We start from the raw sequence: 20,899 nt of genomic DNA, 5'->3' as shown, positions 1-20,899 counted from the left end.
AACTCTAACTATGAACTGAAACGCTTCAGCTTAGCGCTTCGCTGTAATTTTATAAGGAAAATCAATAACCAAGGTGATTATTCAGGGAGTTGCGGGGTCTGGAGCCAGCGTTGATTAAAGACGTTGAGCGGCAGCGCTTCAGCATATAAGTAGCCCTGCCCTATAGTAATTCCGCGCGCCAGCAGCCAGTCACGCTGTTCGGCGGTTTCCACACCTTCAGCGATCACATCAAGGTGAATGATGTCGGCAATCGCCGCCACGATGCGTACCATGGTGTCATCATCGGGCAGTGCCGCGACGAAGCTGCGATCCATTTTCAGCTTGTTCACCGGCAGCGCTTTAAACTGATGCAGGTAGTTAAGATTGGAGTAACCCATGCCGAAATCATCAAGCGCGACGGCCACGCCGGTTTGTTGCAGTGAGCGCAGCAGCGCAATCGCCTGTTCGGCATCACCAATCTGTGCGGTTTCGGTAATTTCCAGCACGAAGTTGCCCGGCGCAATGCGATGGCGCTCCAGTAAGCCCTGCAAATGACTCACCATGCTGGCATCGCGCAGCTGCACCGCCGAGATGTTAACGCTGAGCGGGATGTTAATGCCCTGCTTCTGCCAGCCGGCAAGAATGCGGCAAGCCTCTTCAAACACCCAGCGACCAATCGCCGAAATCACGCCAATCTCTTCAGCGCTGGCAATAAACTCTTCCGATAAGCCATAGCTGCCATCCGGCATGCGCATGCGCAGCAGCGCTTCGGCACCGGCCAATTCACCGGTTTCCATATTGATTTGCGGCTGCAGATAGAGGGAGAACTGATCCTCCTGCAAACCTTGCAGAATGTCATGTTCCTGCGTTAAGCGCTTTTGCGCGCGCTCGGTGAGTGCCGGGTCGAAGAACAGAATCTGGTTTTTGCCTTGATGGCGCGCCGACATCATCGCCGATGTAGCGCGATCCAGCTGCTCGCTGGCCGAGATGCTGTTCTCTTCATGCAGCGCCAGACCAATGCTGGCATTAGGCCGCAGCTGCAGCTGTTGCAGGTTCACCGGCTGATTGATGCGAATCATCAGATTGCGCGCCAGGCGCATAGCGCGGAACGGATTGTGCGCGCGCTTCATCAGCAAGGCGAAGTCGCTCGGCCCGGTTTGCGCCAGTAGCACGTGATCGTCCACGGTGCTGCGAATCTTCTCCACTAGCGTCAACATCAGCGTATCGCGCTGCTCATCGCTCAAAACGCCGTTGGCTTCCTGCAGCGTCTCGATACGAATCACCATCAGTCCCCACGCCTGGCGGTTACGTTGATGGCTCATGTGTTGTTCGAGCAGCGCAAGGAACAGCGCGCGATTAGGCAGATCCGTCACGGCGAAATGGGTAGTCATACGGCTCATTTCGTCGTGAATCGACTCCAGCACCTGCTGATTGCGATTGTAGCTGCGAATCAGCATGCCGATTTCATCGTCGCGATGGTTATGCGGCAGCGTCATTTTGTGCGTCAAAATCGCCTGCGGCGGCAGCTCCTGCAAATCACGCGAGATATCGCGCAGCGGATGCACAATCAGGCGGTTGATGCACCAGCTGATGGAGATCGAAAGGATTAGCGCCAGCAGCAGATAGGTGGTGATCATGGTGGATAACGTGCTGAGCAGGAACTGATAGACGCGCGACGAATCGGCCTGCAGCACCAGATACGCAATCGGCTTTGGCAAGCCAGAGCGCTCAACCGAATAGAGCGGCAGCGTGATTTGCACCGGCAGCTCAAACAGGCGCGCCACCCAGCGCGGCACCGGTTTTTCCGGCGCGAAATCGGCGTGTAGCGCCTGGAACGCGTTCGGCAGCACCACATCGGCGCGCGATAAAATACCGGCGGGTTTCAAGGTATTGAGAATGCGCTCGGCCTGCGGAATATCGGCTTTCAACACGGCATCGGAGAGCGGCTGACGCACGGTATGCGCCACATTTTCCATTTGTTGGGCGTAGTCAATCCTGCGCTGCTGCACAAAGTGAAAGAGCTGGATGACAATAAAAATGCAGATGGTCACCATCGCCACGGCGGAAACCGTCGCCATCTGCTTTATCGTTAGAGAACGACTGACGCGCAACAAAACTTCTCCAGGCCATCAAAGGCGTGTCATGAGATGAAATTCGCAGCGAGTATATCCCAGTTCATGCGTTTTTTTCGCCGGGATATCGGTGAAAAGTAAGCAAGTTGGGTTATTTATGAAGTGATTCGGAATTAGGCAGGTGTTATTGCAAATGAATGCCCATCTTGTAGGGTCGCCATTCATGGCGTAATGCCGATCAGTTAAGCGTCGAGCGACTTTCGTTCGCCATCGGCTGAGGCAGTTTCAGCTATGTCGTGCGGCGACCGAGCAGAGGACGCCTGGCCGCGCCCTCTGCACTCCCGGGCCCTGCGCCAGCCCATCCCGCCGCTTCGCGGTGCCTTCGCTTCCTCACGATTCCTGACGGACCGGCGGCGATTCGCTCCTGCTCAGCGCCGCCTCTCGCCGCATCCCTGCGGCTCGCCCTGGAATCCCTCACTCGCTCAGCGGGCTGGGATGTCGCCTCAACACCCGCGCTGCAGCATCAATGCCTATCCCTGAATTATCATCGCTGGAACGCCTGTAGGGTCGCCATTCATGGCGACCTCACTAATGCCCGCGCCGAACTACTGCGGATACGCCACCCAATCGCCGCCGTTCAGGCGGATCCACGGCTTGCCCTGATACATCACCACCACCGCATTATCGTTCTCCGACACCACCGGCGTCTGCGGCAAATTATCGGTCAGCAGCGACATATTGACGTTCGGCGCGTTAAATCGCTGGCCATCCACCACGCGCGACACAATTTCAGAGATCGCCATCAGGCTGGTTGGCGTCTCAACGCTGAGTGGCTGGCCCTGATGCGCTGCCTTCATGCCGACAAACTTAATGCCAACCGGCACATGGGTGATATCCGGGCTGGGGATATCACGCAATCCCGACATCTGCATTTTGTCGCCCTGCAGCGCCGCGCCGTGTTCCGGCACCACCAGCACCATCACGCGACGGCCGGACTTCTCCAGATTAGTCAGGAAGGCATCGAGCTGGTCGAACAGCACTTTGGCACGCGGCTGCCAGTCGGCGCTGCGCGTGCTGCCCAGTTCGCGCGTGCCATCGTGCAGCGGAATCAGGTTATAGAACGTCGCGCTGCGCGCATCGCTGCTCTTACTGCGATCGTCGAGCCAGCGCTGCATCAGCTGCGCATCATTAAACACCGGCGAGCCGTCAAACGAGGTCACTTCTGGCGCTATACCCGCCTGCGACATCAATGGCGCCTGCAGATTGCCCTCTTCGCGCAGCTCTTTGAGATAGTTACCAAACACGCCGGTGTGATCCATCATCAGCTGCTGCTTAAAGCCCAGCTTCGCCAGATTATCAAACAGATAGCAGCGCTGATCGGTGGCTTTATACAGATCGCTGTGCGAGCTTTGCCCGCAGCTGGCGCGCAGCAGACGAATCCCCGCCGGGCCGCTGTAGCCGGTGGCCGAGTTGTAGTTATTGAGCAGAATATCGAAGTGCTGCCACAGCGGATGATTGCGTAGCTGCGTCACCTGCAAATCAGACCACGACAGCGAGCAGATGTTGATGACCAGAATATCGAACGGCTGCGAATCGGCAGGTAGCGCTTCCGGGAAGTGCGTCGCACGCTGGCGCTCACTCTCGTAAAAGCGGTTCAGCCATGCGGTTAAATTGGCGCTGGTCGGCGGCGCGGATTGATCAAGGCCATCCGGTGCTTTCGCCGCTGGCGCATTATCGAGCTTCACAGTGGGCGCTGCCGCGCGGCTCGGCAGTAAATTCACTGCTGGTCCGGCGATGGTCAGCACATTCAGCCAGATCAGCATCAGCGTCACCAGCACGGTGACGCGAATCCATTGCGCGATAAACAGATACAGCACCAGCAGTACCAAGCCCGCGCCAATCATCTCCCAGTTGATAAAGCGGTTGAGCAGGTCCAGCAGGTAACCAGGCGAAAAGCCGGCGAGCTGGCTTCCCTGACTCATGATCGAATTGAGTCCCGGCAGCCAGGTATCGTGCCAGAAGAGCGCCACGCCAATCGGCAGAGAAATCCACTGGCGCAGGCGATGCAGACGCAAACCCGGCAGCGGCAACAGCAGCCATGCCACAAAGGCCAGATTACTCAGCGCGTGGAAATTGAGATAGCCGTACCACAGCAGGGCAAATTTGATCAGAAAGTAAAAATTCCAGCCACCAAGGCCGCGCCACGTCAATCTGTTATCCATGTTTATCCGTTTTCTTCGCTTTGCGTTGCCACTGGCCTTCTGATTTCAGCGCGCGGGTGGGCAACCATCGCATCAGCGGGTTGATGCTGCGGCGCGCGACTCCGCGCCCAAACAGTGATTTCAGCAACAGTAAAATCAGTAACAGCAGGATCGCCACCTGCACCCAATCCATCAGCAGCATCGGCGCTCTGCTCCATCAAGATTGAGCGTGATCGGCTGCGGCGTTTGTGCGGCGCGCGCGGTGGCTGCTGCAGGGGCACTGACCGGCGCGACGGCTAGCGGCTGCTCGGTGACATCGCGCAGCGCCACCGGCGTCAGCTGCCGAATTTTCTGCGCCTCCGATAAAATCTGATTGTCTTCAAACCACACCATGCGGTTGCTAAACAGCTCATCGTGCGGCAGCGAGAAGATCGATTTCAGCGCAATATCCAGGTCATTGAATCGGCATGAAGAGAGGAACAGATAGATGCGATCGTTAATCAGCGTGACCAAATCGCCGAAGCGCCGGGGTTTGCACAGCGTCAGAATCTGCTCGGGTTTCAGCTGCGGCACCGGACGCAATGCCACCATCAAGCCTTTATCGTTCTCGGGAAGCAGCGTGTTGCTCATTAGCTGCTGCACCGCCGCACAAAACGCCTCGAGCGGCAGATAGCCTTTTTGCTGCAACGGCTGCAGCGCCTGCATCAGTGTGCTGAGATTTGCGGGCACATGTCGTGAGAATTGCTGTCCCTGAATACCTTCCAGCGTGGTCAGAAAGCGCGACAAACCGGCGGCGTTCGGCACGATGGCATTCACACCGCAGGCCAGCAACAAACGTTCATCGCTATAGCGCAGCGTGGTACTGATTTCACGCACCACAATCTTCAGCGCACTGCCGCGCGATCGGCGCAAACTATGGACCATGTTCGCTAGCGTATTGATGTCCTGGTTATGGACCAGGCTAAAGATGACCGTGGCGGCGTTTGCCTGCTGGGCACGCGAAAACACGCGGTCATTATCGCTAAACAGCTGCCACTGCACCGAGAGCGGCGGCGCCCCTTCCAGCACACCTTCCTGCGCCAGAAATTGGTTTTCATCGTTACGGCTTAGGGGAATATTTTGTTCCACTTCATTAACGGCAATAAATTGATTGTCGACATAACTCAAACGGATAGCGCGGTCGGCCAGTAATTTGTCGGCGGCGTACCACCAGTTAATTCGATATTGCCAACTGTCCTGCTGAAACTCTAAATGTGCGAGACCATCAAGCTGGCGAAAATAACCTTGCAGATGATTACGTAAGTGAATTATTGAAGCACCGGAGGTGATCATTAACAGCGTGATTTGTTTTTTACTTAACAAACGACGCATGCGCTTAAGCCAAATAGTCAGCTCATCCTGCGATAATTTACGCCACAAGGCGGCATTACTATAAAACAGCACGATGCCACTGCGATTATTCAGCACGCGGGAAAGATCGCTCTCAAACTGCTGCAGGCTGGTTTTATTGGCGGGCAGGGAAAATAATGGCATTCGCGCCGGACCGCCAATCGGATCGGGCGTTAACAGCGCCTGCGGCTTCTCATCTGCGCTGATAAGCGTGGCGGCATCTTGCTGGCTAATGACCTGACGCAGCAACAGCCGGGCATCCTCCTGACGCTGGCTGGTAATCCAATAAAACCCTGGCGTTTGCAGGGTATTTAATTCCTGCTGAATCTGTTGCAGGCCAAGCGCATAGTGATTTTTCATATTTTATTCGCGATCGCTACCCTCGCAGCGAGTTTAATCTAGACGGCAACGATTGGAACTGGTGAAATAAAAAATAACCGCATCGCTGCACAGTTCGTCGCAATATTCTGGTTTAGACTTTACAAAAAATAGAATCACAATTCATCCGTTGTCGATTTTGGGTGGCAAAAAAGTAATGAAAATAGAAAATGCTTTTTCGCTGAGCGCGTCTGGCAGCGAAGATCATGATGACATTAATGCCTTAAGCGCGGCCTTTTCTCTTAAGGCATTTCGCTACATTGATATTGCCCGTGAAGCGCGCCTGAATAGCATTATGGCGCGCTGGCCGCTGCTGCGTGAAATAAGCGCCGCCCAGGAGCCCGATCGTTAATGCCGATGATTGCACTGCAAGGTATACGTGGCGGCTGCGGCGCCACCTCGCTCAGCGCGGCATTAGGCTGGGCGCTCAATGCGCTGGGGGAATCGGTGCTGATCATCGATTTTTCACCGGTCAATCAGCTGGCCGCCCACTTTAATCTGCCCATCAACACCTCGCAGGGCTGGGCGCCCGCGCTGTTTGAACAGCAAGCGTGGCAGCAATGCGCCCAGCGCTATCAAAGCGGGCTGGATTTTCTGCCGTTTGGCGCACTGACGCCGCCACAAAGTGCACAGCTCAGCGTGGCCGATGGCGATTTTGCCGCGCCGCTGCTGCAGGCACTGCCGGCCCTGAAAACACATTATCAATGGATAGTGCTCGATATCCCGGCGGATCTGTTGCCGTGGCAGCGATCGTTTATCGCCGCCGCCGATCGTCTGCTGCAGGTACTGACGCTGGACGCCAACTGTCAGCTGCGCCTGCATCACGCGCGCATCTCCCCGCATACGCTGTTCCTTATTAACCAGTTCAACGCTAACAGCCAACTGCAGCAGGATCTGCATCAGCTGTGGATCAGTTCGCTGAAGAACCTGATTCCGCAAGTGATTCACCGTGATGAAGCGCTGGCGGAAGCGCTGATGATGAAACAGCCGGTGGGCGAATACCGGCCGCATGCGCTGGCGAGTGAAGAGATCAATACGCTAGCCAACTGGCTGTTGCTGAATGTGGCTGGAGGCGCAGCGTGAATCCGTTGCGCTGGCTGCTGATGCCACCCGCGTGGCAGGCGTTACAGCGCCGCGCCACCGTGGCGCGTCAGCATGGCGCGGGCCGCTGCACCATCGCGCTGCATCTGCTGTGGTGCGTGCTCGGCTGGTCGCTGCTGCGGCTGGAAGCACCCGGCTGGCAGCATATCCTGCAACATCGTCAGCGTTACTATCCGCACATTTCGCCGCTGCGCCCGCGTCCGCTGGATGTGCTGCGCTATGCGATGCAGAGCCTGTGGCTGATGCTGGTGCGGCCACGCGAACACCGCACCCGTAAGGGTTTCAGCGCTGAGCCGCTGTTGCGCTGGCGTCAGCCGTTGTATCAGTGGCTCGGCGCGCTGCCCGTCCGGCTGGAGCAAACGCGTCTCGCCCAGCGCAGTGAACAACGCATTCAGGCGCTGCCGCCACGGCTACGTCAGCTGCTGTTTATCGTGGCCGCAGTGGTTGCCAGCCTGCTGGCGCTGCTCTGTATCTCACAGCCTTTCGGCATCACTACACAGTTTGTCTTCGTGCTGCTGCTGTGGGGATTAGCAATGCTGGTGCGGCGCGTGCCGGGGCGTTTGCCCACCATCATGCTGATCGTCTTGTCGCTCACCATCTCCTGCCGCTATCTGTGGTGGCGCTATACCGAAACCCTCAACTGGGACGATCCGCTCAGCCTGACGTTTGGCCTGCTGCTGATTGGCGCAGAAACCTATTCGTGGACGGTGTTGGTGCTGGGTTATTTCCAGACGCTGTGGCCGCTCAATCGCCAGCCGGTCTCGATGCCGCCAGAAATTACTGCCTGGCCGAGCGTCGATATCCTGGTGCCAACCTACAACGAGCCGCTCAGCGTGGTGAAGCCGACCATCTATGCGGCGATGGGCATCGACTGGCCGCAGGACAAGCTCAACATCTATCTGCTGGACGATGGCACGCGCGAAGAGTTCCGCGAGTTTGCCGCCAGCGTTGGCATCCATTACGTGGTGCGCGCCAGCCACGAACACGCCAAAGCTGGCAATATCAACCATGCGCTGAAAACGGTGTGTCGCAGCGATTACGTCGCTATTTTTGACTGCGACCATGTGCCGACCCGCTCGTTCCTGCAGCTGACCATGGGCTGGTTCCTGAAAGATCATCGGCTGGCGATGCTGCAAACGCCGCACCACTTCTTCTCGCCCGATCCGTTCGAGCGTAACCTTGGCCGCTTCCGCCAGACGCCGAATGAAGGGTCGCTGTTTTATGGTTTAGTGCAGGATGGCAACGATACCTGGGATGCGGCATTTTTCTGCGGCTCTTGCGCAGTGCTGCGCCGTAGCGCGCTGGATCAGATTGGCGGGATTGCGGTCGAAACCGTCACCGAAGATGCGCACACCTCGCTGCGCCTGCATCGCCAGGGTTACACCTCGGCCTATATTCGCATTCCACAGGCGGCGGGCCTGGCGACCGAGAGTTTATCCGCGCACATTGGCCAGCGTATCCGCTGGGCGCGCGGCATGGTGCAGATTTTCCGCCTCGATAATCCGCTGTTCGGCAAAGGCTTAAAGCTGGTGCAGCGCCTGTGTTACGCCAACGCCATGCTGCACTTTCTCGCCGGTATTCCGCGCCTGATCTTCCTGCTGGCGCCGCTGGCGTTTCTGCTGTGCCACGCCTACATCATCTATGCGCCGGCGCTGGCGATTGCCATCTACGTTCTGCCGCATATGCTGCACACCAGCTTAACTAACTCACGCATTCAGGGGCGCTGGCGCCACTCGTTCTGGAGTGAAGTGTATGAAACCGTGCTGGCGTGGTACATCGCGCGGCCCACCACGGTGGCGCTGTTCAATCCGCATAAAGGCAAGTTCAACGTTACCGCTAAAGGCGGTTTGGTTGCCGAACGGCATCTCGATTGGGTGATCACCAAGCCGTACATGATGCTGGTGCTGCTGAATATCGCCGGTATCGCCATGGCCTTCTGGCGTATGGCCTACGGTCCGGCCAACGAGATGCTCACCATTTGGGTCAGCCTGGTATGGGTGCTGTACAACATGATTATCCTCGGTGGCGCGGTGGCGGTTTCGGTGGAAGCGCGTCAAATCCGCGAAGCGCATCGCGTCGAGATCGCCATGCCCGCGGCGATTGCGCGTCAGGATGGGCACATGGTGCCGTGCACGCTGCGCGACTACTCCGACGGCGGCGTAGGCGTTGAGCTGCGAGAAGCCGATGCGCTGAAAGAGGATGAACCGGTGTGGTTGCTGCTGCGTCGGGGCCAGCAGGAGTTCAGCTTCCCGTGCCAGGTGCAGCGCGTGTTTGGCCGTCGCGCCGGCATTCGCCTGCATCAGCTCACCACGCGCCAACACATCGAATTCATTCAGTGCACCTTTGCGCGTGCGGATACCTGGGCGCTGTGGCAGGACGGCTTCCCGGAAGATAAACCGGTGCAAAGTCTGGCCGACATTATGCTGCTGGGTTTTAAAGGCTACCTGCGTCTGGCCGAGTATGGACCCGCGCCGCTGCGCCGTTTATTCCGTGGGCTCACCGCGCTGGTGAGCTGGCTGGCGACGCTGCTGCCGCAGCGTATTGAGCGCCAGCCTGCGTCGCTCAATACCGATTTCACTTAAGTTGATGATAAGACCATGATGAGAAAACTGAGTTGGTTTACCGCCCTGCTGCTGGGCTGCGTCTCACTGGCGCAGGCCGCGCCGCAGTCTGCTGCACCGTTTGCCGCAGGCAGTGCTGTGTCACCGCCGCTGTCGGAGGTGAATGCGCTGGTCGATGCCAACGCGCCGCTGCGCGATAGCCAACTGATGTTTAATCAGGTCGCGCCGCCACCAGGCAGCATGACGCTACGCGGCACCGAACCCAGCAGCCAGATTGAGTTCGGCGTGCGCAGCGATGAAGTGGTGACGCGCGCGCTGCTCAATCTCAGCTATCGTCCCTCGCCCGCGCTAATCCCCACGCTGTCGCAGCTCAAGGTCTATCTCAATGATGAGCTGGTCGGGTTGGTCACCGTGACCGCCGATCAGCTTGGCAAAGAGAATCAAACGCAAATCTCCATCGATCCGCGTTTCATCAGCGATTTTAACCGCGTGCGTCTGGAGCTGGTCGGTCATTACGCCAACGTGTGTGAGAATCCGGCCAACAGCACTATTTGGCTGGATATTGGCAAAGCCAGCAAACTCGATCTGACGCTGCAGAAGCTGCCGCTGAAGAACGATCTGTCGCATTTCCCGGAGCCGTTTTTTGATACGCGCGACAGCCGCCCATTGCAGCTGCCGATGATTTTCAACGCCCAGCCAACTCTAGTGCAGCAGCGCGCCGCCGCTATTCTGGCTTCATGGTTTGGCAGCAAAGCCGCGTGGCGCGGTCAGTCATTTCCGGTGCTGTATAACCAGTTGCCGAATCAGCAGCACGCAGTGGTGTTTGCCACCAATGATCATCGTCCCGACTTCCTGAAAGATTTGCCGCCGGTAGAGAAACCAACGGTAGCGATGGTGAATCAGCCGGACAATCCGTACGAGAAGATGCTGCTGATTCTTGGGCGTGACGACAACGATCTGTTAACGGCGGTGGAAGGTATTGCCCAAGGCCAGCTGTTGCTGCGCGGTGAGACCGCGACCATTGACAGCGTGAAGCTGCTGGCGCCGCGTCAGGCCTATGACGCGCCTAACTGGGTGCGCACCGATCGCCGCACCACCTTTGCCGAGCTGACGCAATATCAAAACCAGCTACAGGGCGACGGCTTACAGCCTAACCCCATCAGCCTGACGCTGAATCTGCCGCCGGATCTGTTCCTGGTGCGCGCACGCGGTATCGATATGGATCTGCACTACCGCTACACCTCACCAATTCAGCAGGATGGTTCGCGGCTGGCGGTGCATCTCAACAATCAGTTCATGCAGGACTATCCGCTGATGGCGAAAGATAGCGCCGGTCAGCAGCTGATGCGTATTCCGCTGATGCAGGGTTTGCAGGACAGCAATCGCCAGTTAACCATACCGGCGCTGCGCCTCGGGGTGGTGAATCAGCTGCGCTTCAACTTTGATTACGCCAACACCTTTATTGGCGGCACCGCCGATGGCCGCTGCGAAACCGTCACTACGGTGGGACATCATGTGGTGATCGACGATACCTCCAGCATCGATTTTTCCGGCTATCGTCACTACATCGAAATGCCCTCGCTGGCGGCGTTCGCCAACGCCGGTTTCCCTTACAGCCGCTACGCTGATCTGGCGCAAACGCTGGTGCTGGTTCAGCCTAAGCCGAGCAACAATGAAGTCAGCACCCTGCTGAATGCGCTGGGCAGCATCGGCGCGCAAACCGGCTATCCCGCACTGCGCGTGCAGATGAGCGATGACTGGCGTAAAGCCCAACAGAGCGATGCCGATGTGTTGATGATCGGCGACATTCCGCCGGATCTGCAGGACGACGGCAAGATCAACCTGTTGGCCGACGCGGCGCGCAGCTGGATCAACATGCCCGCGCGCGCCATGACGACACCAAGCCTGCCAATATCGGACAGCGATCGCACCGTGGAAAGCCAAACCACCATCAGCTCACGCGGACCGATGGGCGCGATTGTCGGCTTCCAGTCGCCGTTTAACGATCAACGCAGCGTGGTCGCGCTGCTGGCCGACAGCCCACGCGGCTGGGAGCTGCTGAATAACGCGCTGCTCGACAGCGGCAAACGCGCGGCGGTGTTCGGTTCCGCCACGGTGATCCGTGAATCGGGCGTGAACAGCCTGCGCGTCGGCGACACGTATTACGTTGGTCACCTGCCGTGGTGGGAGCGCTTATGGAATCTGCTCGCCACCCATCCGGTGTGGCTGGCGCTTTGCGCGGTCGTCGTCGTGGTGCTGTTTGCGCTGATGGCCTGGCGCTTGATGCGCATGGTGAGCCGTCGCCGTCTGGCCGAGCTGGATGACGATGAATAAACTGCGGCCTGGCGTGCTGATCGCCAGCGCGCTGGGTCTACTGGCAGGCGCGGGTGCGACTCCAGCTGGCCCGCAGGTGGCGCCGGTTGAGTGGTTGCTGATGCAGATCCGCACCGGCGAATCGACCAACAAACTCGATTTGGTACAGCAATCGCTCTATCGGCTGGAGAAAATCGATCCCGACAATCCGCAGGTGCTGGCGGCGCAAATCCGTATGGCGCTGCGCCAGGGCGATCAGGCCAAAGCGCAAACCTTATTGGCGCAACTGCAGCGTGTGGCACCGAATGCCGCCGCCACGCATGAATCAGAAGCGGGCTTACGGCTGATCACCGCAGACGGCCGCCAGCAGCTGCAGCAGGCGCGCCTGCTCGCCACCGCCGGACACGTCGTGGAAGCCAAAGCTGCCTGGGATGCGCTCTTCCACGGCGTGTTCCCGGATGTGAATACCGAGCTGGAGTATTGGCGGCTGGTGGCGCGTCTACCCGGCCAGCAGCCGCAAGCGTACCAACAGCTGCAGGCGCTAGAGCAGCGCTATCCCGGTAACATCGGCGTGGAGCTGCAGCTGGCGCGCATGGCATTTGACAATAATCAGCCGGGCGCAGCCTTTACCCAGCTGCGCCGTCTTGCCAACCGCAACGGCGGGCGCGATGCCGCCTCCGAGCTGTGGCTGCAGCAAATCCAGAATCAGCCGGTGAGCGAACGCAGCGTCGCCAGCCTGCAGCAATATCTGCAAACCTTCACCGAAGGTGATGCCCAGCAGCGCGGTGCGCAAGAGCTGGCACGCCAGCAAAAAATGCTCGCCGATCCGGCTTATCGCCAACGCATGCGCGGACTGGCGCTGGTCGATGCCGGTGGCGGCGCGGGCGCGATTGCCGCCCTCAGTGCGGCGCTGCAAGCCAATCCGCACGATGCCGAACTGATGGGCGCGATGGGCCAGGCGCAGGCGCGGGCCAATCATCGCGCGGCGGCAATTGGCTGGCTGGAGAAGGCGATTCAGGCTGGCCAGGCCAGCACGCAGATCGGCAAATGGCAGTCGCTGCTGCAAACCAACCGCTACTGGCTGGCGATCGACAGCGGCGATGCAGCGCTGAAAAAGGGCGAGATGGCGACAGCTGAGCAGTATTATCGCCGCGCGCAAGCGTTGGATAATCGCGATAGCTGGGCGTTGATTGGCCTTGGCGATGTGGCGCAGGCGCGCAAAAACACTGCTCAGGCAGAGAACTTCTGGCAGCAGGCGCTGCGCCTTGATCGCAGCAACAGCACGGCGAAAAGTCGGCTGCTACAGCTGCGTACGGATGCGCTGATGGCCGAAGCCGATGCGCTGGCGCAACAAGGCCAGTGGCATCAGGCGGCAGACAAATATCGCCAGGCGATGCAGGCAACCCCCGACGATATCTGGCTGGCTTATCGGCTGGCGGGCGCGCTGCGCAATGGCGGCGACGAAGCCCAGGGCGCGCAGGTGATGGAGGCGATGGTGCAACAGCAGCCACAGCAACCGGCGGCGCTGTATGCCGCAGCGCTGTGGCTGGCCTCTGGCGATCGCGATGACGCGGCGCTGGCCATGTTGCGTCGTCTGCCTGCTGGGCAATGGGACAGCAACATGCACGACCTGGCCGATCGTCTGCAGCAGAAGAAGGTGCTGGCGCGCGGCGAAGAAGCGCTGGGGCGCATCGAAGCCATGATCGCGCTGAAACAGACAACGGCAGCGCATCGCGCCTTGCAAACCTTGCCGGCAAGCGTGGCGCAGCAAAGCGTATACAGCGGGCGGCGTGTGGCACTCGCCTGGCAAAACAGCGGCGATACGCAGCGTGCCCAACAGCTGTTCGATGAGCTGAAAATCCGCGCCGCGAAACTGGCCCCCTCACAGGAGAAAGCGCTGGCCTATCGCGATGCGGCGCGGCTGGAACGTCAGCAACAGCAGCCGCAACGAGCGCAAAAAGATTATCAGCTGGCGATGGCGGCAAGCGGTATCAGCCCGGACGTGCCACAGGATAATGAGGGTTATACCGCCCTAACCCGCAATCAACCGCAGGATGAGTGGCTGAAACGCAGCATCCGCAGTGACGCCGCCGATCTCTATCGCCAGCAGGACACCACGTTCATGCTGGAGCAGGATTACTCGCGCAATAAAGGCAACGGTGGTACCTCCGATTTCACCGCGCACACCACGATGCTGCAGGCGGAGACGCCGCTGGCCGACGGCCGTAGCTTTGTGCGCGTTGATCATGTGCTGGTTTCAGCGGGCACCTTCTCCAGCGCAAACGGCGGCCACAGTGAGCCGTTCGGCAGCTGTAACGATGCCAACGCCGGCGGATGCAGCCGCGATTTCACCCAGCGTGATGAAGGCACCGCGCTGGGCGTGGGTTGGCATAACCAGCGCTGGTCGGCCGATCTCGGCACTACGCCGCTCGGCTTTGCGACCAGCAACTGGGTCGGCGGCGTCAGCTGGAAAACCGACGTCGATGACATTGGCCTCACGTTTAGCGCTTCACGCCGACCAATCTCCAGCTCGCTGCTGGCGTATGCAGGCGCACGTGACCCAGCGACTCACGGCGGCAAAACCTGGGGCGGCGTGGTCGCGACCGGCGGCTCGCTCGGCCTGAGCTACGATACGGGCGATGCCCATGGCGTATGGGCCGATCTCAGCGCGCATCAATTGACGGGCGAAAACGTCGCGGATAATAGCCGTGAACGCCTGATGGCGGGCTATTACTACAAACTGGTCAATGAAGATAATCGCCGCGCCACTATTGGCCTGAACAGCATGCTGTGGCATTACCAGAAAGATCTCAGCGACTACACCTTCGGCCAAGGCGGCTATTACAGCCCGCAGCAATACTTCTCGTTGTCGGTGCCGGTGACGTATCGCCAGCGCACGGAAAACTGGTCGTTTGATCTCGGCGGCTCGGTTTCCTGGTCGCAGTCGCACACTGATGGGCAGCCGCGTTATCCGCTCAATCCCGGCTTTGCGCTGGCGTCGAATCCCACTTCAGACAGCAGTTCGGGCACGGGTTTCGGTTATACCTTGCAGGCGCTGGTGGAGCGCCGCATAACGCCGCATTGGTCAGTGGGATTGGCGATGGATATTCAGCAGGCGAAGGATTACACCCCCAGCCACGGCTTGATTTTTATGCGCTACTCAATGTCTGGCTGGAACGGCGATATGGACATGCCCCCACAGCCGCTCACGCCGTATGCGGATTTTAAATAGGTTAATTTAGGTAGTCGCCATAAATGGCGACCCTACAGGCGTTATCGCGATGGTTACTAAGAAATAAGCATTGATGCTGCAGCGCGGGTTTTGAGGCGACATCCCAACCCGCTGAACGAGTGAGGGATTCCAGGGCGAGCCGCAGGGATGCGGCGAGAGGCGGCGCTGAGCAGGAGCGAATCGCCGCCGGTCCGTCAGGAATCGTGAAGGAGTGAAGGCACCGCGAAGCGGCGGGATGGGCTGGCGCAGGGCCCGGAGTGAAGAGGGCGTGGCCAGACGCCCTCTTCTCGGTCGCCGCACGGCATAGCTGAAACTGCCTCAGCTAATGGCGAACGAAAGTCGCTCAGCGCTTAACTGATCGGCATTACGCCATTTATTGCGACCAGCTCGAAAATGAGACCTACCGCTTCTCCTGATACGCCATCCAGGTTAGCAGCTGCAGGCTGGCGGAGAAGTAGTTTTGATCCGCTGCCAGCTTGTCATTGAGATACTGGGTTTGGTTCAGGGTCAAATCACGAACCGCAATCAGACCGCCTTCCATATTGTATGGCGCGGGCGTATTTCCCAGCACATCATACCAAGCCGGCGTGGTCATGCGCGCCGAGCCCTGCCACACGCGCTGGAACGGCACCAGACGTAGGCTTTGCGGATCGTACCACCAGATATTCAGCGGAATACGAATGGCGTCATAGCTGAAGCGGTTGGAATAACCGATGGCAGGAGCCACCGAACCATCAGCATTCAGCGCCACCCAATCAAGCGGCAAGCCGGTTTTACCAAAATGCATGTCGCCTAACAGATCCATGCCGTCATCCATCAACTCATTCCAGATGCGCAGATGGCTGTGCTCGGCAAACTCACGCCATGCAGCGAACAGGAAATAAGAGGGATTGAGCACCACATAACTGGTTTTATTGAAACCCTGCGCGCCCGGCAGCATCACTTTATGCCCGCCATAACTGATCACATTGAGCTTCACTATCGCACGCTGAATGCGGTCCGATGCCTGCTGATAGTCCCCGCCCCACTTCTGCGCCGCACGTTGCAGAGCCCAGGCAATCAGCACATCGCCATCGGAAGCGTTATTTTTATCGGCGATCGGATCGGCGGCACCTGGCGTGTAGCGCCAGTAGAACAGATCGTTTTGCGGATTGCGCAGATGGCTGCGCGTCCACTGCCACAGCAGATCGAAACTCGCGCGATCGTCATGCGCCACCGCCAACAACATGCCGTAGCCCTGACCTTCGGTATGGCTCACGTTGTTGTTTGCCGTATCGCTGATACGGCCGTCGCTGCTCATAAAACGGCTTTTGTATGTACTCCAGCCATCTGCGGCCGCCTGGGCGCTAAAAAACATCACCATGAAACACAGCATCCATTGACGCCAAAAGCGCATCACTCTCATCACAGCATCCTATTGATATCGATAGTGCAGCGTGCCGCCGTCGTTCTGCTCAAGCGTCAGCGGCACCGCCGCGCTGCCGCCCTGGGCTTGCAGCCACTGCGCATACAGGCCAGCCAGTACCGCGCTTAATGCCAGCTGCCAGCGTTCAACACCGACATTGCTGTCACCCTGCGGCAGCGCGTGGTGTTGAATCAGAATGGCATTTTCCTGCGGCTGTAACTGCACAAAACCCCAGTTAAAACGCGCCAGCTGTAGATTCATTTCGCGCTCCAGATCCTGCACGGTGCGCGCTTCAGGTAAAGGATAGCGGGTCGCCAGCGATGCGCCGACGCCGTTGAGGAAGCCTTCCGCCTCCTCGCCCGCGTTGTCCAGCATGCTTTCAATCATCGCGCTCACCAGATCAAACCAACCCGGCTGATGCGGATGGCTGACGCGCGCGCTCACTTGCTCACTCATTAGTAATCTCCGAACAGATAACGGAAGTACAGATTGGCGGTACTTTCGTTGTAATCACCAAAGGTGTCGTAGCCCAACTGACCGCCGACGGTGACATCTTTGTTGATCTTATAATCCGCACCGGCATGCAGGTTATAGCCGATGCCGTTTTTGCTGTCGCCGCTATAGAACGCATCCTTCACGTAACCTTGATCGGCCAGACTCTGCAACTGAGACTGCAGCGACGGGTTGTTCGGGAAGTAGGCGCTCTTATCCTGACTATAGGATTGATAACCCACCGAACCGCCAACGTTAACTTTCAGATCGTCAAACTTGCGGCTGAACTCGATGGGGAACGACACCGACGCATAGTTCTGCGGGCTGAAGTAGCCGCCCTGACCGTAACTGAAGTAGCTGAGGTTTTTCGAGTAATCCATCCAGGACAAACTCATGCCGACTTTCAGCTCGCGATCGTCGAGGTGATACGGACGCACATAAGCACCGGCGGTGGCCTGAACGCTGTTGTTGCTCGCCACGTTTTCGCCGATATAGCTGTAAGCCCCGCCGCCGACATAGAAACCGGCATCGCCGTTGTCATAGCTCAGCAAGGCGTTACCGCCGTTTTTGGTGACGCGCCCCCAGCGTTTACCGCTGGTTTTGTCTTCCACGCCGACATACGAAAGCAGGCTGTCGGTCATCGCGCGACGTTCACCGGTGAGGATCAGCGTCAGGAAATCGGTCAACTTCGGCGACCACTGCACGCCGCCCACCAGCGTACTCAAGTCCTGACCGAGCGGCGTGCTGCCGATGTCGATTTTGTAGCTGTCACCCTTCAGCGCCATGTTCAGCTCCACGCCGGTCGCCGATTGCGAGTCGGTGGAGGCGTTAGGCACATCGTCAATTTTCGCGCCACCTGCCGCCACCACTTTGCCCTGTTCCAGCGCGTTGGTGCCGAAACGACGCCATGCGTCGCCGCCAGCGCTGCCTGCGGTGAGGGAAATTGGCGTCATGGTGAAATCGAAACGCGATTCGCCAAACGGCACGGTGGAGAAGGTGAGCGGCGCTTTGGCTTCGGTCAGTTTACTCAGACCGGATTCGCCGTCACGTCCACGCACCTGCATCTGGCCCTGCACCCAGGTGCCGGTTTTCTCTTGCAGATCGTCCATCATGTTGTCGATTTGGCGCAGCGTCTGGCTTTGCTGCACAGCCGGCGTATTGCTCGCCAGCGTCACGCCTTCCGCGCTGCTGGTGGCGTCGGGCGCCGACTGCCACGGCATTACCGCGCCATAGCTGGATGGCGAGCGGCCAACCGGCGAGGTGCCGCGATTGATAAACGGATTGTCGGCCAGCGCCAGGCCGCCGACGCTCGGCACGTTGCCATTGGTGGCACCTTGCAGACCAATCAACTGACCGCGTGCGCTACGCAGATAGCTCATCGCTTGGCTGTGTTCGCCGTTGGCTTCGGCTACACGCGCTAACAACAGCAGACGATCGGGTGACTGCTCATTATTCAGGCCGCGGGTCAAGGTGTTGGCTTTGTTGACGTCGTTCTGCGCCAGCGCCACGTTGATGGCGCCGGTACGCGCATCTTGCGTTGCGGTGTCTTGCGTCATCAGATAGTCGTAAACCACGCCGGCTTCTTTGTTCATCTTGCCGGACTGATACAGTCGCGCCATGGCGAACATCAGATCGCGGTTCTGCGGATCGTGCTGCAGCGCGCCCACCAGCTTGTCGTAAGCGGCGGCGTACTGTTTCTGCTCGCGCAGACGATCCACTTCGTTGATCACATAGCCATTACGAATACCTGCCAGCTGGGTTGGCGTGCTGCGCGCCTGCAGTTCCGGGCTGCTCAGGAAGCTCTGCGCTTCGGTGTTCAGACCGGCCTGATTCAGCACCGCAACCTGCGCGGCGTAATCACCGGCGTTGCCCTGGATGCCGCGCTGCATGTTGCTGCGCACCACGGAAACCGCCGTGTTGAGATCGCTCGCTTTCGCCAGTTTCTGCGCCAGATTACCGGCATCAACCGGATTAGCCGGCGGCGTTGACGCCAGCGCACGCAAGGTGTTGGCTGCCGCCGCATTCGAACCCTGCGCCAGATACTGATCGGCGGTAGCCATCTGCAGGTTGAAGTTCACGCGCTGCGCCAGCTCGCGCATATCGCTGTTTTTGCTGCCGTTGGGAATGCGTGACAGCAGCATACTCGCCTGCTGCCAGGCACCGCTTTCGCTGGCGTTTAACGCGCCCGCATAGAGTTCGGTGGTGCTGGCACCGGTGCGCAGCGTGGGCTGCATGATATTGGCCGCCATCATGCTATTGCCCTGCGCGCGATAGATGCGTGCCAGATCGAGACGTAGCCAGCCATCGTTGGGATAGCGCTGAATGCCGCTGGTCAGGGTGGCGACAGCCGCGCTGTTGTTGCCTGCTGCCAGCTCACGTTTGGCCTGCGCACGAATCGGATCGGTGCTGCTGCCGCGCGGTGCCACGCTTTGACGTACGCTATCCGGCAGCGACCCCAGCAGCGTATTGGCTTCTGCGCCACGGTTCTGCTGGCGCAGCACGTAGAACAGGCCTTCTTTGGCATTACGGTTATTGGCATCACTTTGCAGGATGGCGCGATAGGTTTGCTCCGCCTGATCGAGCTGATTGCTGCGACGCTGCACATCCGCGCGGAACAGTTTGGCGGACACACCTTTCTCGCCGTCGGCCTGCGCCAGCGGTTCGCTCAGCGCCAACGCCTGTGCGCTATCGCCATTTTTTAGCGCCTGCTGCGCGGTCGCCAGCTGGGCGTAGAAGCGTGCATCGGCGGCCTGTTTCTGGCGCGTGTCGCTTTGATCGCCGCCTAACTGCGCGGCGCGCGTCAGGTAATCCGCCGCTTCGGCGTAACGTCCGGCGCGCTGAGCGACGTAGCCCATACCCGCCAGCGCATCCGCATCTTGCGGGTTGGCTTGCAGCACTTTCTCAAAGTTGTTTTGCGCATTGCTGACGTCGCCGCTGTTCAGCGCGGTAAAGCCCGCGCCTTTCTCCGCACCGCCGACATTTTTACGGTAGTAATCCAGCACCGCGTTATCCTGCGGATGACGCTGCTGCCAGGTTTGGTACAGCGAGGCATCAGAAGCCTGCGGGCCAAGCCACAGCAGCGCCTGACGCAGCGAGCGGTCGGCTTCTTTGTTGCCATCCGCCAGGCTGCCGAGCACATCAATACCCTGACGACGGGTCGCTTCCTGATAGGTTAGCGCTTTACCCAGCGCCAGTTTGGCGCCGGTATCCTGCGGATGATCGGCGGAGAACTGCCGCAGCGCTTCCACCGCCTGCGGCAGCAGCGAGCGATCGCCCGCCATCGTCAGGTAGTATTCTGCCGCCACGCTCGGCGGCGGCTCGTTACCGCTGAAGGTGTTACGCCAGGTTTGCAGCGAAGCCGCAATATTGCCGCTGCGCGCCTGCTGGCGCGCCAGTTGCAGCTGCGCCTGCGGAATGGTTTGCAGCTGACGTGCGTTATCCAGCTCGCTGAGATGCGGATCGTTTGGCGATGCCGCACTCAGGCGCGCACGCCACTGCGCCGCTTCCGCTGTACCGCCGCTCTGCTGCGAATAGAGCGCCAGCAAATAGAGCGCCTGAGTGTTGTTTGGCTCAACCATCAGCACTTTCTGCAGCGAGGCTTTCGCCAAATCGTCATGCGCTTTCTGATGCCAGTAAGCCGCCTGATCGAACAGCGCCTGTAACGCAGGATTGTTACTCTCCGCCGCCAGCAGCGGCTGCGAGAGCGTGAGCGCCCCACCCAGAATCAGGGCATGACGAATGCCGGCACTTAACAGATGTTTTTTCATTATTTTTAT

The 20,899-nt window shown here is 59.1% G+C and carries 12 protein-coding genes; 5 read left to right on the top strand and 7 right to left on the bottom strand.

What is annotated here, in order from left to right:
- Nucleotides 1–77 precede the first annotated feature (77 nt).
- The 4 genes from hmsP to bcsE all read right to left on the bottom strand — a co-directional run bounded on the left by hmsP (nt 78) and on the right by bcsE (nt 6,001).
- Nucleotides 78–2,090, bottom strand: coding sequence for a biofilm formation regulator HmsP (hmsP, locus tag WFL93_RS16480; RefSeq protein WP_180823714.1), 2,013 nt, complete (start codon nt 2,088–2,090; stop codon nt 78–80).
- 566 nt (nt 2,091–2,656) lie between these two features.
- Entirely contained in the window at nt 2,657–4,273 is a 1,617-nt protein-coding gene (gene bcsG, locus WFL93_RS16475; RefSeq protein WP_336778591.1) for a cellulose biosynthesis protein BcsG, read from the bottom strand.
- Nucleotides 4,266–4,454: a cellulose biosynthesis protein BcsF gene (locus WFL93_RS16470; RefSeq protein WP_336778590.1), complete on the bottom strand. Its 189-nt coding sequence runs from the start codon at nt 4,452–4,454 to the stop codon at nt 4,266–4,268. Before WFL93_RS16470 ends, bcsG begins: the two co-directional genes overlap by 8 nt.
- Nucleotides 4,445–6,001: a cellulose biosynthesis protein BcsE gene (bcsE, locus tag WFL93_RS16465; RefSeq protein ID WP_336778589.1), complete on the bottom strand. Its 1,557-nt coding sequence runs from the start codon at nt 5,999–6,001 to the stop codon at nt 4,445–4,447. Before bcsE ends, WFL93_RS16470 begins: the two co-directional genes overlap by 10 nt.
- A gap of 175 nt (nt 6,002–6,176) precedes the next feature.
- Here bcsE and bcsR point away from each other — a divergent pair, with 175 nt between their 5' ends.
- Genes bcsR through WFL93_RS16440 form a run of 5 tightly spaced genes read left to right on the top strand, consistent with a single transcriptional unit; the run spans nt 6,177 to nt 15,226 of the window.
- The gene (gene bcsR / locus WFL93_RS16460; protein ID WP_009127769.1) at nt 6,177–6,371 is read left to right on the top strand and encodes a cellulose biosynthesis protein BcsR; all 195 of its coding nucleotides are present in this window, start codon (nt 6,177–6,179) and stop codon (nt 6,369–6,371) included.
- On the top strand, nt 6,371–7,102 hold the full coding sequence (bcsQ, locus tag WFL93_RS16455; protein WP_336778588.1) for a cellulose biosynthesis protein BcsQ: 732 nt from the start codon (nt 6,371–6,373) through the stop codon (nt 7,100–7,102). Before bcsR ends, bcsQ begins: the two co-directional genes overlap by 1 nt.
- Complete coding sequence (bcsA, locus tag WFL93_RS16450) at nt 7,099–9,702, top strand: UDP-forming cellulose synthase catalytic subunit (RefSeq protein WP_336778587.1); 2,604 nt, start codon at nt 7,099–7,101, stop codon at nt 9,700–9,702. Before bcsQ ends, bcsA begins: the two co-directional genes overlap by 4 nt.
- Nucleotides 9,703–9,717: 15 nt before the next feature.
- Complete coding sequence (gene bcsB, locus WFL93_RS16445) at nt 9,718–12,015, top strand: cellulose biosynthesis cyclic di-GMP-binding regulatory protein BcsB (RefSeq protein WP_336778586.1); 2,298 nt, start codon at nt 9,718–9,720, stop codon at nt 12,013–12,015.
- Nucleotides 12,008–15,226, top strand: coding sequence for a cellulose synthase subunit BcsC-related outer membrane protein (locus tag WFL93_RS16440; protein WP_336778585.1), 3,219 nt, complete (start codon nt 12,008–12,010; stop codon nt 15,224–15,226). Before bcsB ends, WFL93_RS16440 begins: the two co-directional genes overlap by 8 nt.
- A 400-nt stretch (nt 15,227–15,626) precedes the next feature.
- Here WFL93_RS16440 and WFL93_RS16435 read toward each other — a convergent pair whose 3' ends face one another.
- The 3 genes from WFL93_RS16435 to WFL93_RS16425 are packed head-to-tail and all read right to left on the bottom strand — an operon-like array spanning nt 15,627 to nt 20,890.
- A complete protein-coding gene (locus tag WFL93_RS16435; RefSeq protein WP_336778584.1) occupies nt 15,627–16,631 on the bottom strand; it encodes a glycosyl hydrolase family 8 in 1,005 nt (334 codons plus the stop codon).
- 9 nt (nt 16,632–16,640) lie between these two features.
- Nucleotides 16,641–17,087 carry a cellulose biosynthesis protein BcsD gene (gene bcsD / locus WFL93_RS16430; protein WP_049852289.1) on the bottom strand — a complete coding sequence of 149 codons (447 nt, stop codon included), beginning with the start codon at nt 17,085–17,087 and terminating at the stop codon, nt 16,641–16,643.
- Nucleotides 17,087–20,890 carry a cellulose biosynthesis protein BcsC gene (locus WFL93_RS16425; protein WP_336778583.1) on the bottom strand — a complete coding sequence of 1,268 codons (3,804 nt, stop codon included), beginning with the start codon at nt 20,888–20,890 and terminating at the stop codon, nt 17,087–17,089. Before WFL93_RS16425 ends, bcsD begins: the two co-directional genes overlap by 1 nt.
- Nucleotides 20,891–20,899: the final 9 nt, after the last annotated feature.

Origin of the sequence: Pantoea sp. USHLN256 (genome assembly GCF_037149875.1) — a bacterium.
Classification (GTDB): domain Bacteria; phylum Pseudomonadota; class Gammaproteobacteria; order Enterobacterales; family Enterobacteriaceae; genus Pantoea; species Pantoea nemavictus.
This window is presented reverse-complemented; position numbering and strand designations above follow the sequence as displayed.

Coding starts and splice junctions, on each gene's coding strand:
- bcsD (WP_049852289.1), bottom strand. CDS start 17,087: ATGAGTGAGCAAGTGAGCGCGCGCGTCAGCCATCCGCATCAGCCGGGT.
- bcsQ (WP_336778588.1), top strand. CDS start 6,371: ATGCCGATGATTGCACTGCAAGGTATACGTGGCGGCTGCGGCGCCACC.
- bcsE (WP_336778589.1), bottom strand. CDS start 6,001: ATGAAAAATCACTATGCGCTTGGCCTGCAACAGATTCAGCAGGAATTA.
- bcsG (WP_336778591.1), bottom strand. CDS start 4,273: ATGGATAACAGATTGACGTGGCGCGGCCTTGGTGGCTGGAATTTTTAC.
- WFL93_RS16425 (WP_336778583.1), bottom strand. CDS start 20,890: ATGAAAAAACATCTGTTAAGTGCCGGCATTCGTCATGCCCTGATTCTG.
- WFL93_RS16440 (WP_336778585.1), top strand. CDS start 12,008: ATGAATAAACTGCGGCCTGGCGTGCTGATCGCCAGCGCGCTGGGTCTA.
- WFL93_RS16470 (WP_336778590.1), bottom strand. CDS start 4,454: ATGCTGCTGATGGATTGGGTGCAGGTGGCGATCCTGCTGTTACTGATT.
- WFL93_RS16435 (WP_336778584.1), bottom strand. CDS start 16,631: ATGAGAGTGATGCGCTTTTGGCGTCAATGGATGCTGTGTTTCATGGTG.
- bcsR (WP_009127769.1), top strand. CDS start 6,177: ATGAAAATAGAAAATGCTTTTTCGCTGAGCGCGTCTGGCAGCGAAGAT.
- bcsB (WP_336778586.1), top strand. CDS start 9,718: ATGATGAGAAAACTGAGTTGGTTTACCGCCCTGCTGCTGGGCTGCGTC.